This window comes from Streptomyces sp. NBC_00370, assembly GCF_036084755.1.
Taxonomy (GTDB): Bacteria; Actinomycetota; Actinomycetes; order Streptomycetales; family Streptomycetaceae; genus Streptomyces.
Window position 1 is genome coordinate 6,608,343 of the sequence record NZ_CP107968.1, and the last position, 14,985, is coordinate 6,623,327.

Annotated in this window: 16 protein-coding genes; 8 read left to right on the forward strand and 8 right to left on the reverse strand. The window is 72.7% G+C overall.

What is annotated here, in order from left to right; translation table 11 throughout:
• Window positions 1–77: 77 nt before the first annotated feature.
• Entirely contained in the window at window positions 78–1,532 is a 1,455-nt protein-coding gene (hemG, locus tag OHS57_RS29525; RefSeq protein ID WP_328583842.1) for a protoporphyrinogen oxidase, read from the forward strand.
• Between the two features lie 4 nt (window positions 1,533–1,536).
• Window positions 1,537–2,253, forward strand: a complete 717-nt coding sequence (gene hemQ / locus OHS57_RS29530) for a hydrogen peroxide-dependent heme synthase (protein WP_041992062.1) — start codon at window positions 1,537–1,539, stop codon at window positions 2,251–2,253.
• 36 nt (window positions 2,254–2,289) lie between these two features.
• Here hemQ and OHS57_RS29535 read toward each other — a convergent pair whose 3' ends face one another.
• The 4 genes from OHS57_RS29535 to OHS57_RS29550 form a co-directional block, all read right to left on the reverse strand.
• Window positions 2,290–3,948 carry an alpha/beta hydrolase gene (locus OHS57_RS29535; protein ID WP_328583843.1) on the reverse strand — a complete coding sequence of 553 codons (1,659 nt, stop codon included), beginning with the start codon at window positions 3,946–3,948 and terminating at the stop codon, window positions 2,290–2,292.
• Between the two features lie 180 nt (window positions 3,949–4,128).
• Window positions 4,129–5,445: a DUF692 domain-containing protein gene (locus OHS57_RS29540; RefSeq protein WP_328583844.1), complete on the reverse strand. Its 1,317-nt coding sequence runs from the start codon at window positions 5,443–5,445 to the stop codon at window positions 4,129–4,131.
• A 135-nt stretch (window positions 5,446–5,580) separates the two neighbouring features.
• Complete coding sequence (locus OHS57_RS29545) at window positions 5,581–6,390, reverse strand: DUF4142 domain-containing protein (RefSeq protein ID WP_198533430.1); 810 nt, start codon at window positions 6,388–6,390, stop codon at window positions 5,581–5,583.
• Between the two features lie 112 nt (window positions 6,391–6,502).
• Window positions 6,503–7,237: a peptidyl-tRNA hydrolase gene (locus tag OHS57_RS29550; RefSeq protein WP_328583845.1), complete on the reverse strand. Its 735-nt coding sequence runs from the start codon at window positions 7,235–7,237 to the stop codon at window positions 6,503–6,505.
• Between the two features lie 84 nt (window positions 7,238–7,321).
• Here OHS57_RS29550 and OHS57_RS29555 point away from each other — a divergent pair, with 84 nt between their 5' ends.
• The 4 genes from OHS57_RS29555 to OHS57_RS29570 are packed head-to-tail and all read left to right on the forward strand — an operon-like array spanning window position 7,322 to window position 9,771.
• Window positions 7,322–7,999 carry an AIM24 family protein gene (locus OHS57_RS29555; protein ID WP_328583846.1) on the forward strand — a complete coding sequence of 226 codons (678 nt, stop codon included), beginning with the start codon at window positions 7,322–7,324 and terminating at the stop codon, window positions 7,997–7,999.
• Window positions 8,000–8,006: 7 nt separating this feature from the next.
• Window positions 8,007–8,927: an ABC transporter ATP-binding protein gene (locus OHS57_RS29560; protein ID WP_328583847.1), complete on the forward strand. Its 921-nt coding sequence runs from the start codon at window positions 8,007–8,009 to the stop codon at window positions 8,925–8,927.
• Window positions 8,924–9,592 carry an ABC transporter gene (locus OHS57_RS29565; protein ID WP_328583848.1) on the forward strand — a complete coding sequence of 223 codons (669 nt, stop codon included), beginning with the start codon at window positions 8,924–8,926 and terminating at the stop codon, window positions 9,590–9,592. Before OHS57_RS29560 ends, OHS57_RS29565 begins: the two co-directional genes overlap by 4 nt.
• Window positions 9,593–9,627: 35 nt before the next feature.
• Window positions 9,628–9,771 (forward strand): hypothetical protein, encoded by a 144-nt coding sequence (locus tag OHS57_RS29570; protein ID WP_328583849.1) that lies wholly within the window; start codon window positions 9,628–9,630, stop codon window positions 9,769–9,771.
• A 15-nt stretch (window positions 9,772–9,786) separates the two neighbouring features.
• Here the strand turns inward: OHS57_RS29570 and OHS57_RS29575 are convergent, their stop codons facing one another.
• From OHS57_RS29575 to zapE, 4 genes are all read right to left on the reverse strand, one after another.
• Window positions 9,787–10,629, reverse strand: a complete 843-nt coding sequence (locus OHS57_RS29575; RefSeq protein WP_041992080.1) for a polysaccharide deacetylase family protein — start codon at window positions 10,627–10,629, stop codon at window positions 9,787–9,789.
• A gap of 141 nt (window positions 10,630–10,770) precedes the next feature.
• The gene (locus OHS57_RS29580) at window positions 10,771–11,703 is read right to left on the reverse strand and encodes a PPK2 family polyphosphate kinase (protein WP_443042988.1); all 933 of its coding nucleotides are present in this window, start codon (window positions 11,701–11,703) and stop codon (window positions 10,771–10,773) included.
• 147 nt (window positions 11,704–11,850) lie between these two features.
• Window positions 11,851–12,276, reverse strand: coding sequence for an OsmC family protein (locus tag OHS57_RS29585; RefSeq protein ID WP_041992085.1), 426 nt, complete (start codon window positions 12,274–12,276; stop codon window positions 11,851–11,853).
• Between the two features lie 78 nt (window positions 12,277–12,354).
• Window positions 12,355–13,461, reverse strand: a complete 1,107-nt coding sequence (zapE, locus tag OHS57_RS29590) for a cell division protein ZapE (RefSeq protein WP_328583850.1) — start codon at window positions 13,459–13,461, stop codon at window positions 12,355–12,357.
• 37 nt (window positions 13,462–13,498) lie between these two features.
• Here zapE and OHS57_RS29595 point away from each other — a divergent pair, with 37 nt between their 5' ends.
• Window positions 13,499–14,326 (forward strand): pyrimidine reductase family protein, encoded by an 828-nt coding sequence (locus OHS57_RS29595; RefSeq protein WP_328583851.1) that lies wholly within the window; start codon window positions 13,499–13,501, stop codon window positions 14,324–14,326.
• Window positions 14,327–14,480: 154 nt separating this feature from the next.
• Window positions 14,481–14,933: an indole-3-glycerol phosphate synthase gene (locus tag OHS57_RS29600; RefSeq protein ID WP_328583852.1), complete on the forward strand. Its 453-nt coding sequence runs from the start codon at window positions 14,481–14,483 to the stop codon at window positions 14,931–14,933.
• Window positions 14,934–14,985: the final 52 nt, after the last annotated feature.

The following is a 14,985-nucleotide window of genomic DNA, read 5'->3' on the forward strand; positions in this document are numbered from 1 at the left end:
GCCGTTCCGCGGTCTCGAAGCAGTCACGGTCAGGACTCGGTCACGGCATGTCGGAGCGGTTTGAGAGAGTGGAGGCCATGGACACGGGAACGGAGCAGCCTGGTAAGCGCGCCAGGCATGTCGTGGTGGCCGGCGGCGGCATCGCCGGGCTCGCGGCGGCGCACCGGCTGGTCACCGCCGGGGTACGGGTGACGCTGCTGGAGGGCACCGACAGGCTCGGCGGAAAGCTGCGCGCCGGCGAGATCGAGGGCGCCCCCGTCGACCTCGGCGCCGAGTCGATGCTGGCCCGCCGCCCGGAGGCCGTCGGCCTCGCGCGCGAGGTGGGGCTCGGTGACCTGCTCCAGCCGCCCACCGCCGCCGGATCCGCCATCTGGAGCCGGGGCGAGCTGCGGCCGATGCCCAAGGGCCATGTGATGGGCGTCCCCGGGGACCCCGAAGCGCTCGCCGGGCTGCTGTCCGCCGAAGGACTCGCCCGGATCGCGGCGGAACCCGGGCTGCCGCGCACCGAGGTCGGTGACGACGTCTCCGTCGGTGACTACGTCGCCGAGCGGCTCGGCCGTGAGGTCGTCGACCGGCTCGTGGAGCCGCTGCTCGGCGGGGTCTACGCGGGCGACGCGTACCGGATCTCGATGAAGGCCGCCGTGCCACAGCTCTTCGCCGCCGTCCAGGACCACGACTCGCTGCTCGCGGGCGTACGCGACATCCAGGCCAAGGCCGCTGCCGCCGCAGGGCCCCAGCAGGTCGGCGCCCCCGTCTTCGCCGGCATCCGGGGCGGCATCGGCCGGCTGCCGGGCGCCGTCGCCGACGCCGTACGGGCAGCCGGCGGCGAGATCCTGCTGGAGACCCCCGTCCTCGGCCTCGCGCGCACCGCCGACGGCTGGCGGGTGCGCACCGACCGGGAGCTGCTCAGCGCCGACGGGGTGGTCCTGGCGACCCCCGCCTGGTCCGCCGCCGCGCTCCTCGCCGACGCGTCACCCACCGCGTCGGCCGAACTCGCCGCGATCGAGTACGCGTCGATGGCGCTGGTCACCATGGCCTTCCGCCGCGCCGACCTGGCCGCGCTGCCGGACAGCAGCGGCTTTCTCGTACCGCCCGTGGACGGACACACCATCAAGGCGGCCACGTTCTCCACCCGTAAATGGGGCTGGGTCGCCGAGGCCGCCCCCGACCTGTTCGTCCTGCGCACCTCCGTCGGGCGCTACGGCGAGGAGGAGCAGCTGCACCGCGAGGACGCCGAACTCGTCGACCTGTCCGTGCACGACCTCGGCGCGGCGACCGGGCTCACCGTCAAACCCGTCGCCTCGCTGGTGACCCGGTGGACCGGCGGGCTGCCGCAGTACCCCGTCGGACACCAGGCCAGGATCGCCCGGGTGCGTGCCGCGGTCGGCGCGCTGCCCGGACTGCGGGTCGCGGGCGCGGCCTACGACGGCGTCGGTATCCCCGCCTGTGTCGCGAGCGCCCGCCGGGCCGCCGACGAGATCATCGCCACGCTCACCCCGGCGCCGGGCACCGGCCGGGGCACGGGAGAATAGCCGCATGACTGCTGCACCGGACAAGTCCCCGAACGCGGGCAAGAAGGCCAAGGACCTCAACGAGGTCATCCGCTACACCCTGTGGTCCGTCTTCAAGCTGCGCGACGCGCTGCCCGAGGACCGCGACGACCACGCCGCCGAGGTCCAGGCCCTGTTCGACCAGCTCGCGAAGGCGGACGTCACCGTGCGCGGCACGTACGACGTGTCCGCGCTGCGCGCCGACGCCGACGTGCTGATCTGGTGGCACGCCGAGACCTCGGACGAGCTGCAGGACGCGTACAACCGCTTCCGCCGCACCAAGCTGGGCCGCGCCCTCGAACCGGTCTGGTCGAACATGGCGCTGCACCGCCCCGCCGAGTTCAACAAGTCGCACATCCCGGCGTTCCTCGCCGACGAGCAGCCCCGCGACTACGTGAGCGTCTACCCGTTCGTGCGCTCCTACGACTGGTACCTGCTGCCGGACGCCGACCGCCGCGCGCTGCTCGCCGAGCACGGCAAGATGGCCCGCGACTACCCCGACGTACGGGCCAACACCGTGGCGTCGTTCTCACTCGGCGACTACGAGTGGATCCTGGCCTTCGAGGCGGACGAGCTGTACCGCATCGTCGACCTGATGCGCCATCTGCGGGGCTCCGAGACCCGTAAGTACGTCCGTGAGGAGATCCCGTTCTTCACGGGCCGCCGCAAGTCGGTGGCGGACCTGGTGGCGGGACTGGCCTGACCGGCCGGCCCGGCCACCTGTCCGACTCCCGGAAGATCAGACGACCGGCGGCAGCTTCCGGCCGCCCGACCGGCCGTCCAGCGACACCGGGTTCGGTTCCGCGTGCGGCGCGCATTCGGCGCGCCGCACCGGCGTCCGTCCGGTCAGCAGGTAGTCCTCCACGTACGTGTTGACGCAGGCGTTGCTGCCGCCCGCGATGCCGTGCGTGCCCGCGTTCCGCTCCGTCACCAGCACGGAACCCGCCAGCCGCTTCTGCAGTTCGAGCGCGCCCGGGTACGGCGTCGCCGCGTCCCGCTCGGCCGCCAGGATCAGCGTCGGCGGCAACTGGCCCGGCCAGGTGCGGACGTCGACCGGCTGCTGCCGGGGAGCGGGCCAGTAGGCGCACGGCAGATTCATCCACGCGTTGTCCCACGTCTCGAACGGCGCCCGCGCCGCGAGCGCGGTGTTGTCGCGGTCCCAGACGTGCCAGTCCGTCGGCCACGGCGCGTCGTTGCACTCGACCGCCGTGTAGACCGCGTTGCCGTTCTCGTTGTCGACGGCCGCCGCGGGCTGCGGACTCGCCTGCTCGATCAGCGGCTGCTCGTTGCCCTTGACGAACTCGGAGAGCGCCGTGGCGCGCATCGCCCAGTAGTCGTCGTAGTAACCCGCCCCGAGCATCGCCGCCTGGAGCTGGCCGGGGCCGACCTTCCCGCCGGCCGGTTCCTGCGCCACCCGGGCCCGCACCTGCTCGTAGCTCTTCTGCACGGCCGCCGCGTCCGTGCCCAGGTGGTACGTCTTGTCGTGCTTGGCGACCCAGGCGCGGAAGTCGGCCCAGCGCTGCTCGAAGGCGCGCGACTGGTCGAGGTTGTTGCGGTACCAGATCTGCCGGGGGTCCGGGTCGACCGCCGAGTCGAAGACCATACGGCGGACATGGGACGGGAAGAGCGTCGCGTAGAGCGCGCCGAAGTACGTCCCGTACGAGGAGCCCATGAAGGTCAGCTTCTGCTCACCGAGGGCGGCCCGCAGCACATCGAGGTCGCGTGCGTTGTTCAGCGACGTGTAGAACGGCAGCGCGGCGCCCGCGCGGTCGGCGCAGCCCTGGGCGTAGGCCTTGGCCTCGGCGATCCGCTCCCGCTTGTACGACTCCGAAGGATGCCGGGGCGACTGGGTCGGCGCCTTGGCGAAGTCGGCGGGGTCCTCGCAGGACAGCGGGGCCGAGTGGCCGACGCCGCGCGGCGCGTAGCCGACGATGTCGTACGCGGCGGCGATCCGCTTCCACTCCGGCATGACCGCCGCCATCGGGAAGTACATGCTGGAGGCGCCGGGCCCGCCGGGGTTGAAGACGAAGGCGCCCTGCCGGTCCTGCGGCTTGCCCGAGGCGCGCACCCGGCTGACGGTGAGCGCGATCGTGTGGCCATCGGGCGCCGCGTAGTCGAGCGGGACCTTGACCGTGCCGCAGGTGATGGGCGGGGGCAGCATCTCGTTCTTGGGGCAGGTGCCGAACGTGATCCCGGCGGCGGCGGCGCGCTCGGCCGCCAGCGCGACGCCGTACCTCTCGGCGGTCGTCGTACCGGCGCCCGCCGCCGTGCCCGCGCCGTGCGTACCGGCGGCGCGTGTGTCCGAGCCTGCCGCGTTGCTCGCCGGTGCGACGACGAGCGCCGACAGGACCAGGGAGCCGAGGGTGGCCAGAGCCCCGTACTTGACTGCTGCTCTCATCGCTTTCCCTTCGAGCGTGCATGTCCTGCGTGCATGCGGAAGGCGAGCGTGGGCGGCCGAAGTGATCTTTCCAAGGACCGGTGCCAGGTGTCGGGCGCTGTGACCCCGACGCGGCACCGGACCACTCCAAGGGCCGCTCCCGGGATGCGGAACGGGCCGTGGTGTGCCGGGACGGCGCGGTCAGTGCCTGACCAGCGCCGCGCGGGCGGCGCGTGCCAGCCGGGTGGCCCGGCGCGGCGGGCGGGCAGCGGCGCGCTCCCGCCACCACAGGTCGAGCCTGCGGCGCGCCGCCGCGTCCGCCGGAAGGCCCTCGGTGAGCAGATGCTCGGCGAAGTCCAGCGCGTCACGCCGGTAACCGCCGCGCAGCGGGCGGTGTGCGCCGTACCCGAGGAACGCGGGGCGGTAGCCGTCGCCCAGGATCTCCGGCAGCTCCGGGGCGATCTTGGCGACGACGTCGGCGCGTTTGGCGGTGAGCGCGCGGCTCTGCACACCGAGCCGGTGCGCGTCGAAGCCCTCGGGTACGGGCCCGCCATCGACCAGCGCGGAGAGCAGGGCGGTCTGCCGCAGGGCGAGCCGCTGCCGGGCCCCCTCATCGTCCGTGCCGCCGGCCCACGCCGCCGTGACGCGCGGCGGTACGCGACCGCCCGTGGGCGTGGGTCCTGCCGCGACCGTCTCGCGGATGGTGTCGAGTTCGGCGGCCAGCTCCGCGGCCGGCGGGAAGTCGTCGTCGCGCTCCAGCAGCACGCCGGGCGGCGCGGTACGGGAGCGCAGCTCGGCCAGTACGTCGAGCACCGGCCGGGTGACGGGGTGGGCGTGGGTGTCGTGCCAGACCCCGTCGCGCTCGACACCGCCGGCGACATGGACGTACGCGATGGCCTCGACCGGCAGTTCGTCGAGCGCGGTCGCCGGGTCCTCACCGCGGTTGACGTGGTTGGTGTGCAGATTGGCGACGTCGATCAGCAGCCGGACGCCGGTGCGCTCCACCAGTTCGGCGAGGAACTGGCCCTCGCTCATCTCCTCGTCGGGCCAGCAGATCAGCGCGGCGATGTTCTCCACTGCGAGCGGCACCGGCAGCGAGTCCTGGGCGATGCGCACGTTCTCGCAGAGCACCCGCAGCGCGTCCTTCGTGCGCGGTACGGGCAGCAGATGACCGGCCTCCAGGCCGGGCGAGGCGGTCAGCGCGCCGCCGGCCCTGACGAACGCGATGTGCTCGGTGACCAGCGGCGAGCCGAGCGCCCGCGCCCGTTCGGCGAGATCGGCCAGCCGCCCAGGATCGGGCCGGTCGGCGCCGCCGAGCCCGAGCGAGACGCCGTGCGGGACGACGGTGACGCCCCGCTCGCGCAGTCGGACGAGCGAGTCCGGCAGATGGTCGGCGCAGAGGTTCTCGGCGACCGCCTCGACCCAGTCGACCCCGTCCAGTGCCTCGACGGCGTCCGCGATCTCCGGGCGCCAGCCGATGCCGATCCCCAGCTCCGGTGTGCCGTGGGTGCCTTTCATGTTTTCCTCCCCCGTTTGCGTGCTCCTGGGGTGATGGCCCGGCCGGGCGGCGCCGAACCGGCGGCGGCGCAAGCTCAGAGGTTGATTTGAGCTTGCCCCGCCGGGCCGGCCGCCGCCCCGGCGTCAGCCGGAGTGTCACGGCATCGGCATGTCCATCGGCCTCCTGGACGCCTCCTGCGGCGCGGGCCGGTCGGTGTTGACGGCCGTCGGTACGCCGGGCTGCGGCGAGGGCCGGGAGGTGAACGACTCGTCCTCGCCGGTCGGCGTCGCGGGCTTCGGCGCGGGCGGCAGATCGCCGTTGGGCGGCGGCGGCCCGGTCGGGCTCGCGGTCGTCAGCCCCGCGGCCTCGTCGGCGATGGAGTCGAAGTTCACGAAACCGGTCTTCTCCAGCATCGTGATGTGGTCGAGGACGGTCTGGTTGGCATCGGTCGCCAGGTCGCGGATCAGGGTGTTCCTGGTGCTGTTCCTGATGCTCGCGATCACCATGAAGACCTTGCCGTGCGCGTTGCGCAGCAGGTCGGCGAACTTGTGCTCGTAGTCCACGCCCTTGGCCGCCGACAACTCCCGCAGCCAGCCCTGCTGTTGCGGGTTCGGCTGGTTGGGCAGCTCGACCCCGAGCTGGGCGGCGACACTGCGCGCCCGCTTGTCGAGGTCGGTGTGGCCGACGACGAGATGGTCACCGCAGTCCTTGATGGCCTGACTCGGCGCCCGCTGGATGGCCTGCTGCCCGGCCGGCAGCTCCCACAGTCCGGCGAGCCGGACCCGTACCAGGAAGTCACGGTCGGCCGCCGTCAGCGGCCCCCACTTGGTCTGCACGGTCGATGCGGCGACATTCGCCTGGCCGGTCCCCGAACGGTCCGCGTAGGACCACACGGGGAAAGCCAGCGCCCCGACCGTGGCGACGAGTGCCGCGATGATGAGCGCCGTGCCGTTGATACGTCGCAACAATGTGCTGCCTCCCGAACCGATATGTGACACCGTGGAATCAACCGCCGACCGCGCGGCCGGTCAACCTGCTTGACGGCATTGGGAGATACGTAACGCCCGGCGCGAATGTTCAGCGGCGCAGCGCCGGATGGTCGGCGACCACCGTCGCCGAGCCCGCGGCGATCTCCGTGAAACCGGCATCGCGGACCAACGGTAGCCCGCTGCCGGTCAGTCGGAGCCATTGCTGGACGTCCGCCGTACGGACGGCGAGCGCGAAGCCCGCCTCCCGCCAGGCCTTGCGGTCCGCCTCGGACAGTTCCCACCAGGCGAGTTGGGCGCCGTGCCCGGCCTGGGCCATCGCCTTGCCCGCCGACATGTCCAGCTGCGGATTGAGCCACAGCACCGGACCCGTCAGGTCGGGCGCCGGGGGCGGCCGCGGGTCGTCCAGCTCCGTGCCGGAGACCTGGAGCTTGGCCAGCTCCTTGGGCCAGCCGTCCAGCGGGACCGGCGGGAAGACCCGTACCTCGGCCGCCGAGCGGTCCTCCTCGGTCCGGTCGGGTCCGGTGACGGTGAGGCCCGGGAGCGCCGAGGCGCGCCGCCACTCGGCGCCGCGAGCGCGCCGTACCACCTTGCGGATCCTGGCGTCCTGCCAGTCCCGTACGGCCTGCGCCCACTCGCCCTCGCCCAGCGCGCGCTCGTCGCTGAGCATGGCGAGCACCGCGCGGGCCGCCGTCTCCAGGGCGTCGGTGCGGGTCGGCGGTGCGGGCTTCTCCAGGTGGACCACCAGAGGCAGTACGTACTGCGGGGCCGCGTCGCGCTCGGATCGCGCGTCTTCGAAGGGGCTGTCTGTGCTGTCGCTGCTCACCCCACCAGTCTCGCAGGGGGCGCGGCGCACCTTCCCGGCGGAACGGCTTGGCGGAATGGGTGCCTCCGGGCCAGGATGCACGGCATGAAGAGCGATCTCTTTGCCACAGAGAACATGGCGCAGCAGGCGAGCGTCCCAGGGATGACCCTGCAGAACGCCAAATCGGTCAAATACGCCGTCAACGGCGAGATGCACGCGCGGCAGGGGTCGATGATCGCCTTCCGCGGCAATCTGCAGTTCGAACGCAAGGGGCAGGGCATCGGCGGCATGCTGAAGCGTGCCGTCACCGGCGAGGGGCTGCCGCTGATGGCGGTCAAGGGCCAGGGCGAGGCGTGGTTCGCGCACGAGGCCGAGAACTGCTTCATCGTCGACATCGAGCAGGGCGACGCGCTGACCATCAACGGCCGCAACGTGCTGTGCTTCGACCCGACCCTGTCGTACGAGATAAAGACGGTGAAGGGCGCCGGCATGACCGGGGGCGGCCTTTTCAACAGTCTCTTCACCGGCTACGGGAAGCTCGCCGTCATCTGCGACGGCAACCCGATCGTGATCCCGGTGACCGCGCAGGCGCCGGTCTACGTCGACACCGACGCCGTCGTCGGCTGGAGCGCGCAGCTGAACACCTCGCTGCACCGCTCCCAGTCCATCGGCTCGATGATCCGCGGCGGCTCCGGCGAGGCCGTTCAACTGATGCTCCAGGGCGAGGGGTTCGTGATCGTCAGGCCCAGCGAGGTCACGCCGGTGAAGGCCTCGGCGAACTGATCCGTCGATGATGCTGCAGCGGGTGGGCCGCCGTTACGGGCTCGGCGGACCGTGGGTGCTGCGCGGGATCGATCTGGAGCTGCCCGCGCACGCCCTGGTCAGGGTCGAGGGTGTCAACGGCGGCGGCAAGTCGACCCTGCTGCGGCTGCTGGCCGGTGTCGACACCCCCACGGAGGGGAGCGTCACCGGCCGGCCCCGCACGGCCTACGTGCCGGAACGCTTCCCGGTCGCGCTGCCGTTCACGGCGGCCGGATATCTGACCCACCTGGGCCGGATCCACGGTCTGGCCGCCGGGCCCGCCGCGGGGCGCGCCGTCGAATGGCTCGACCGGTTCGGCGCCGCCGGGCACGCCCGTACCCCCATGGCCGAACTGTCCAAGGGGACGAGCCAGAAGGTCGCCGTCGCCCAGGCGCTGCTCGCCGAGCCCGAGTTGCTGGTGCTCGACGAGGCGTGGACGGGACTCGACGCGGCGGCCCGTGGCGAACTGGACCGTGCCGTCGCCGAGCGGGTCGCCGCGGGCAGCACGGTGGTCTTCGTCGACCACGACCCGGCCCGGCTCAGCGGCGTCGCCGACGAGGTGTACGCGGTGGCCGACGGCGGCCTGCTGCGCCGTCCGGCCACGGAGGCGACCGGGGCGGGGCCGGGGGAGCGCGGACCGGACGTACGGATCGTGGCGAGCGGCCCGCCGGGCGCCGCGCCGCCCGAAGGACTGCCGGGGGCGCCCCGCCAGGAGGCGGGCCCGGCGGGCGCGGTCCTGCTCACCGTCCCCGCCGTGCACTCCGACGCGCTGCTGCGCGCCCTGCTGACGGCGCGTCCGCCGTGGCACGTCCAGGAGGTACGGACCGCCGGAGCGGGCGGTACCGAGAGCGCCGTCGCCGACGCGCGGGTCGCCGCCGGGCCCACGGCGGAAAGGCGGAGCACGTCATGACGGCCCTGCTGCGCTACCAGATCGCCCTGCTGCTGCGCTCCCAGCGCTGGCTGCCGCCCGTCCTGCTGTACGGGATCTTCCTCGCCGTCGGCGTGCAGTCAGGGCAGCCCGTCCTCGGCTCGCTCGGCTGGGCAGCGGCGGCGCTGCTGCCCGTCACCGCCTGGCTGGTGCGGGTCTGCGTCACCCAGGAACCGGCGGCGGCCCGCGCGGTGACGGCCGCCGCCACCGGACCCGCCCGCGTCCATCTCGCCGCGCTGCTGGCCGGCGCGGTCTGCGCCGCCGCGCTCGGCGTCGTGGGCACGGCGGTCGTGACGGTGATCAGCGCGCCGGACAACGAGGACCACACCGTGGCGGTGCCGCTGCTGCCCGCGGGGGCCGCCGGGCTGCTCGTCGCGCTCGTCTGTCTGCTGCTCGGCGCCGCGACCGGCGCCCTGTGCAACCGGCCGCTGCTGCGCGCCCGCGGCTGGTCGATCGCGGCGACCTCGCTCGTCGCCCTGCTGGCGCTGGTGTCGAGCGGATCGCCGGCGAAGTACGCGGTCAGCGCGCTGGTGACGGGGTCACGGACGGGAGTGATCCCCACCCCCGTGCTGCCGGCGGCGGCAGCCGTCCTGGTCGCGGCGGCGGTGGGCGCGGTCGTCTGCACGCTCGGCGTCCGCCGGGGCTGAGCCGCCCGTCGGACCCGGGTCGTAAGCTTGGCCGCATGCCAGAGGTAGCTGAAGACGTCGGGTACGCGGAATGCGTGCTGTGCCGGGAGCCGACCGAGCATCCCAACTCGGTGAAGGGCGCCACGCTCTGCCCTGTCTGCACATGGCAGGAAGCCCAGCGCCAGGCCTGTTCCGGCTAGACCCTGTCCGGCCCGTCAGCGCTTCATCAGCTGAGAGACCTTGACGAAGCGGTAGCCGCGCTCGCGCAGCCGGGGCACGATCTGCTCCACCGCCTCCTCCGTCACCGGCGCCGCGCTGCGTGAGCAGTGCAGGACCACCAGCGAGCCCGGCGCGACCCCGTCGACCACCTGCCGGGCGACCGCGTCCGCGTTCGTGGCGAGGACGTCGCCGCCCGCGACGTCCCACTGCACCGCCGTCACCTTCGCCGGGCCGATCGCCCGCAGCGCCGACCGGTCGTAACAGCCGCCGGGGAAGCGGAAGTACGGCATGACATGGTGCACGCCGGCCGCGTGGAACGCGGCGAAGGCGTGCTCGACGTCGGCCGACCGCTCGTCGCCCCGCAGCTCAGGCAGCCCGTAGCAGTGACGTGTGAACGCCCGGTGGCTGTACGAGTGGTTGGCGACCTCGAAGAGCGGGTCGTCGCCGATGGAGTCCGCCTGCGCCGGGTACTCCTCGGCCCAGCGGCCCGTCATGAAGATCGTCGACGGCACTTCGAGCCGGCGCAGCAGCGCGATCAGCTCGGGGTTGTCGAACCGCTCGCCGTCCGCGGCGCGCTCGCCGTCGTCCGGCGCCATGTCGGCGTCGAAGGTGAGCGCGACGGTCCGGCCCGCCGTGCCGAGGCCGCGCTTGAAGACCGGGGTCAGCCCGCCACGGCCCGGCGCCATGGTCGGCGGCCCCTTGACCGTGGCCGGGCGCAGGACGGCCGCTGCCGGGGAGTGGAGGACCGGCGGCTGCTGCGCGCCGCAGCCGGTCAGGGCGGCGCCCAGGGCAGCACTCAGGGCGGTGGCCGTGGCGAGCGTGCGTACGTATCTGGTCACTCACGGAAAATATATGATGATCTACGCGGATCGGGCGCATGGCGTTCGTGTCGAGCATGCCGCGTGTCCCGCGCCCGTTCCCGCGCCCGTTCCCGGGCCCGTCCCCAGGGCCGCCCCCGACCCTCGCCCCCGAGCCCGTGCTCAGTCCATCGACAGCAGCCGCTCGCGGCTCGCCGCCACGTCGAAGTCGCCCTTCGGGTACTGCGGGTCCAGCGCCTGGAGATGCTCCAACAGCAGCTTGCTGATGGCCCAGTTGCGGTACCACTTCCGGTCGGCCGGCACCACGTACCAGGGGGTCTGCGCCGAGGTGCAGCGGGTCAGGGCCGTCTCGTACGCGTCGTGGTACGCCGGCCACAGCGACCGGTCCTCGATGTCGTCCGGGGTGAACTTCCAGTGCTTGTCCGGGTTGTCGATGCGCGCGAGCAGCCGGTCGCGCTGCTCCTCGTAGCTGATGTGCAGGAAGACCTTCACGACCGTCACGCCGTCGTCGGCGAGCGACTGCTCGAACCGGTTGATCTGGCCGTACCTGCGGCCGATGTCCCGGCGCGGCGCCAGCTCGCGCACCTTGGCGATCAGCACGTCCTCGTAGTGCGAGCGGTCGAAGATGCCGATCTCGCCCGGCTCGGGCAGCGCCCGCTTGATCCGCCACAGGAACGGGTGGCTGCGCTCCTCGGCGGTCGGCGCCTTGAAGGCCCTGATCCGGCAGCCCGCCGGGTTGAACAGCCCGATCACATGCTTGAGGGTGCCGCCCTTGCCGCTGGTGTCCATGCCCTGGAGGACGAGCAGCAGCCGGCGCCGGTCGCCCGCCGTGCTGGCCGCGTAGAGCCGGTCCTGGAGCGCGGTGAGGTCTTCGGCCATCCGGGTCATGGCCGCGCGTCCCGCGGCCTTGTCCTCCGGGCCGCCGGGCGTCGCCCGCGGATCGTACGAGGCGAGTACGGCCGGCTCGCCGGGCGGGACGCGCAGCAGGTCACGCAGGGCCGGCTCGTCCCGCGCGCGGCGCTCGGACGGCTTGTGCGCCTTCTCGGCCTTCTTGGCCTTCTTCGCGTCGTCCTTCTTCGCGTCCTTCTTGCTCACCGGGCACCCCTTCGGATCAGTTGTATCGAGGGTGCGCCGGATCACGGCGGAACGCGACCGGCGTGACCCGCATGTGCGCGGCATGCGGGTCAGCCGGTCCTGCCGTGGTCACCGGTCGTGCCGGACGACCCCGGCGGGGAGGGAGGGTCAGGCGAGCGAGGCGCTCAGCGTGATGCTGGTGCCCGACAGCGCCTGGCTCACGGGGCAGTTCGCCTTCGCGTCCTCGGCGGCCTTGACGAAGTCCGCCTCGTCCAGGCCCGCGACCTCACCCTGCACCGTGATGTGGATGCCGGTGATGCCGGTACCGGGCACGAGGGTGACATCGGCGCTGGTGGTCAGCTTGGTCGGCGGGGTGCCGGCCTTGGTGAGACCGTTCGAGAGGGCCATCGAGAAGCAGCTGGAGTGAGCGGCGGCGATCAGCTCCTCCGGGCTGGTCTTGCCGTTGGCCTGCTCGGCGCGTGAGGCCCAGGAAACCGGCTGCTCGGCGATGCCGGAGGAGTCGAAGGTGACAAGGCCCTTGCCCTGGGCGAGGTCGCCCTCCCAGACGGTGTGTGCCGTGCGCGTGGTAGCCATGATGGAACCCTTCTGATGAGGTGTGCGAGGTGATCGCACGTCGTTACGGCACCGAACCTACTCGGCGCGGCTCCGAACCTACTCGGCCAGCAGCCCCTTGGCGTCACGCGCCAGTGCTGTCAGCCGGGAGATCGCCCGGAAGTACTTCTTCCGGTAGCCGCCGTTCAGCATCTCGTCGCTGAAAAGCCGGTCGAAGGGCACGCCGGAGGCCAGCACCGGCACCTCGCGGTCGTACAACCGGTCGGCGAGTACGACGAGCCGTAGCGCCGTCGACTGGTCGGGCACCGGGCCCACGCCGGTGAGGCAGGCGACCCGCAGACCCTCCGTCAGCGCGCCGTAGCGACTGGGGTGGACCGAGGCGAGATGGCCGAGCAGCGCGGGGAAGTCGTCCAGGCTGGCGCCCTCGGTGGCGTGCGCCGTCCTGGTCACCTGCTCCTCGGTGAACGGCTCGGGTGCCTCGGGCAGACCCCGGTGGCGGTAGTCGTCGCCGTCGATCCGCAGCGGTCTGAAGTGCGCGCCGAGCCCCTGGATCTCGCGGAGGAAGTCGGCGGAGGCGAACCGGCCCTCACCGAGCTTGCCCGGCAGGGTGTTGGAGGTCGCGGCGAGCGCCACCCCCGAGTCGACCAGCTTGCCGAGCAGAGTCGAGACGAGCACGGTGTCGCCGGGGTCGTCCAGCTCGAACTCGTCGATGCACAGCAGCCGGTGGCCGCCGAGCGTCCGTACGGTCTGCTGGAAGCCCAGCGCGCCGACCAGGTTGGTCAGCTCCACGAACGTGCCGAAGCCCTTCAGCTCGGCGGGCGCGGGGGTGGCGTGCCACAGCGAGGCGAGCAGATGGGTCTTGCCGACGCCGTAGCCGCCGTCCAGATAGATCCCCCGGGGCCCGGCGGGGGCCGAGGGCTTCCGGCCGAACCAGCGGCGCATCCCGCCGCCCCCACCGGCCGCGGAACCGGGTCCCGGCCGGTCCAGGCCCGCGGCGAAGGCGCTCAGTACGGTGACGGCCTCGGTCTGGCTGGGCTGCTTCGGGTCCGGTACGTACGTGTCGAACCGTACGGAGCCGAAGCGCGGCGGCGGGACCATCTCGGCGACGAGCCGTTCGGCGGGGACCCGCGGCTCGCGTGCGCACAGGGAGATGGGGGCCGCGCGGGCTATCGGGTGCTGGCCGGGGGCGGCGGGGGAGGACGACACAACTCACAAGCTTATGCGCCGTGCCAGACTGCTTCGCATGCGACGCCTGTTCCCTGTGACCGATGAGACAGCCTCCGCAGCTTCCGATCGGCCGGCCTCCGATCAGGCAGCCTCCGGCCGGACCGGCTCCGGCACCGCCGGTGACTGGACGCTCGACGAGCTGGCGGACGCGTACGCCTATCCGCGGGACCTGGACGGCGCGGGCCACTGGCTGCGGGCCAACATGGTCTCCACGCTGGACGGCGCGGCCCAGCACGACGGCCGCTCGCAGACCATCTCGTCCGCCGCCGACATGCGGATCTTCGGCGTGCTGCGCGCCCTGGCCGATGTGGTGGTGGTCGGCGCGGAAACGGTTCGCCAGGAGGGCTACCGGCCGGCCCGCGCCCGGGACGCCTTCGCGGCGCGCCGGGAGGCGGCGGGACAGGGGCCGGCGCCGGCCATCGCGATCGTCACGGCAGGGCTGGCTCTCGACTTCTCGCTGCCGCTGTTCACGGCGCCGCTCGTACCGACCCTGGTGCTCACCGGCGCCGCGGCGCCGCCCGAGCGGGTGCGGGAGGCGGAGAAGGCGGGCGCCGAGGTGGTGATCGCGGGGGAAGGCCCCGGCGTGGAGCCGGCCCGCGCCGTCCAGGCGCTCGCCGCGCGGGGTCTGCGGCGGCTGCTGACCGAGGGCGGACCGAGGCTGCTGGGCCAGTTCGTCGCCGCGGGGGTGCTGGACGAACTGTGTCTGACCATGTCTCCCACGCTGACTTCGGGGTACGCGCAGCGCATCGCGGGGGGACCCGCACTCGCCGTACCGGAGCGCTTCGCCCTCGCGGCGCTCCTGGAGGAGGAGGGGTTCCTCTTCACCCGATACCGTCGGAGCTGAGGAGGAGCGGAATCCGCTGTTCCGGTTAGCTCCGGATGGGCAGGATCATGTACACGCAGACCCCGTGCGGGCACGGGGAAGGATGGTTTCAGCAGTGGGCCGCACCGGCCCATGAGGACGGACGAAGGGCGCTGTCGTGTTCACAAGCGTATTGATGATCGAGAAGCCTCTGTCGCCCGAGGACGTGGAGTTCGTCACGACCCTGCACGGCGACGAGACCATCTCCTTCGTCGTGCTCATGCAGCCGCGCGGTGACCAGGCCGACGTACTGCTGCGCGCCATCGACGACGTCGCCTTCGGGGAGCTGAAGGAGGCGTCCCAGGAAGGTGACGTGCCGGAGGGGGCGGACGCGAGACGACCCGCGGAACTGGCGCTCGAACACTCGCTGGCCGCGCTGCGCGCGCAGGGCTCCCAGGCCACCGGACGGGTGGTCGAGGAGCACCCGCTGGACGGCCTCAAGGCCGTCGTGGACGAGGCGGGCGCCGACGAGGTGATCGTGCTGACCGAGCCGCACTACGTGGAGGAGTTCTTCCACCGCGACTGGGCATCCCGCGCCCGCCACAAGGTCGGCGTCCCGGTGCTCAAGCTCTTCGCGCACAGCGAATAGGCTGGGTGACCGCACGAACACGTCACGCACGCCTGCCCTGGGAGAAACGCGA

Bases quoted from the DNA above. Each gene is read 5' to 3' on its own strand.
- hemG (WP_328583842.1), top strand. From the start codon at position 78: ATGGACACGGGAACGGAGCAGCCTGGTAAGCGCGCCAGGCATGTCGTG.
- hemQ (WP_041992062.1), top strand. From the start codon at position 1,537: ATGACTGCTGCACCGGACAAGTCCCCGAACGCGGGCAAGAAGGCCAAG.
- OHS57_RS29535 (WP_328583843.1), bottom strand. From the start codon at position 3,948: ATGAGAGCAGCAGTCAAGTACGGGGCTCTGGCCACCCTCGGCTCCCTG.
- OHS57_RS29540 (WP_328583844.1), bottom strand. From the start codon at position 5,445: ATGAAAGGCACCCACGGCACACCGGAGCTGGGGATCGGCATCGGCTGG.
- OHS57_RS29555 (WP_328583846.1), top strand. From the start codon at position 7,322: ATGAAGAGCGATCTCTTTGCCACAGAGAACATGGCGCAGCAGGCGAGC.
- OHS57_RS29560 (WP_328583847.1), top strand. From the start codon at position 8,007: ATGATGCTGCAGCGGGTGGGCCGCCGTTACGGGCTCGGCGGACCGTGG.
- OHS57_RS29565 (WP_328583848.1), top strand. From the start codon at position 8,924: ATGACGGCCCTGCTGCGCTACCAGATCGCCCTGCTGCTGCGCTCCCAG.
- OHS57_RS29570 (WP_328583849.1), top strand. From the start codon at position 9,628: ATGCCAGAGGTAGCTGAAGACGTCGGGTACGCGGAATGCGTGCTGTGC.
- OHS57_RS29585 (WP_041992085.1), bottom strand. From the start codon at position 12,276: ATGGCTACCACGCGCACGGCACACACCGTCTGGGAGGGCGACCTCGCC.
- OHS57_RS29595 (WP_328583851.1), top strand. From the start codon at position 13,499: ATGCGACGCCTGTTCCCTGTGACCGATGAGACAGCCTCCGCAGCTTCC.
- OHS57_RS29600 (WP_328583852.1), top strand. From the start codon at position 14,481: ATGATCGAGAAGCCTCTGTCGCCCGAGGACGTGGAGTTCGTCACGACC.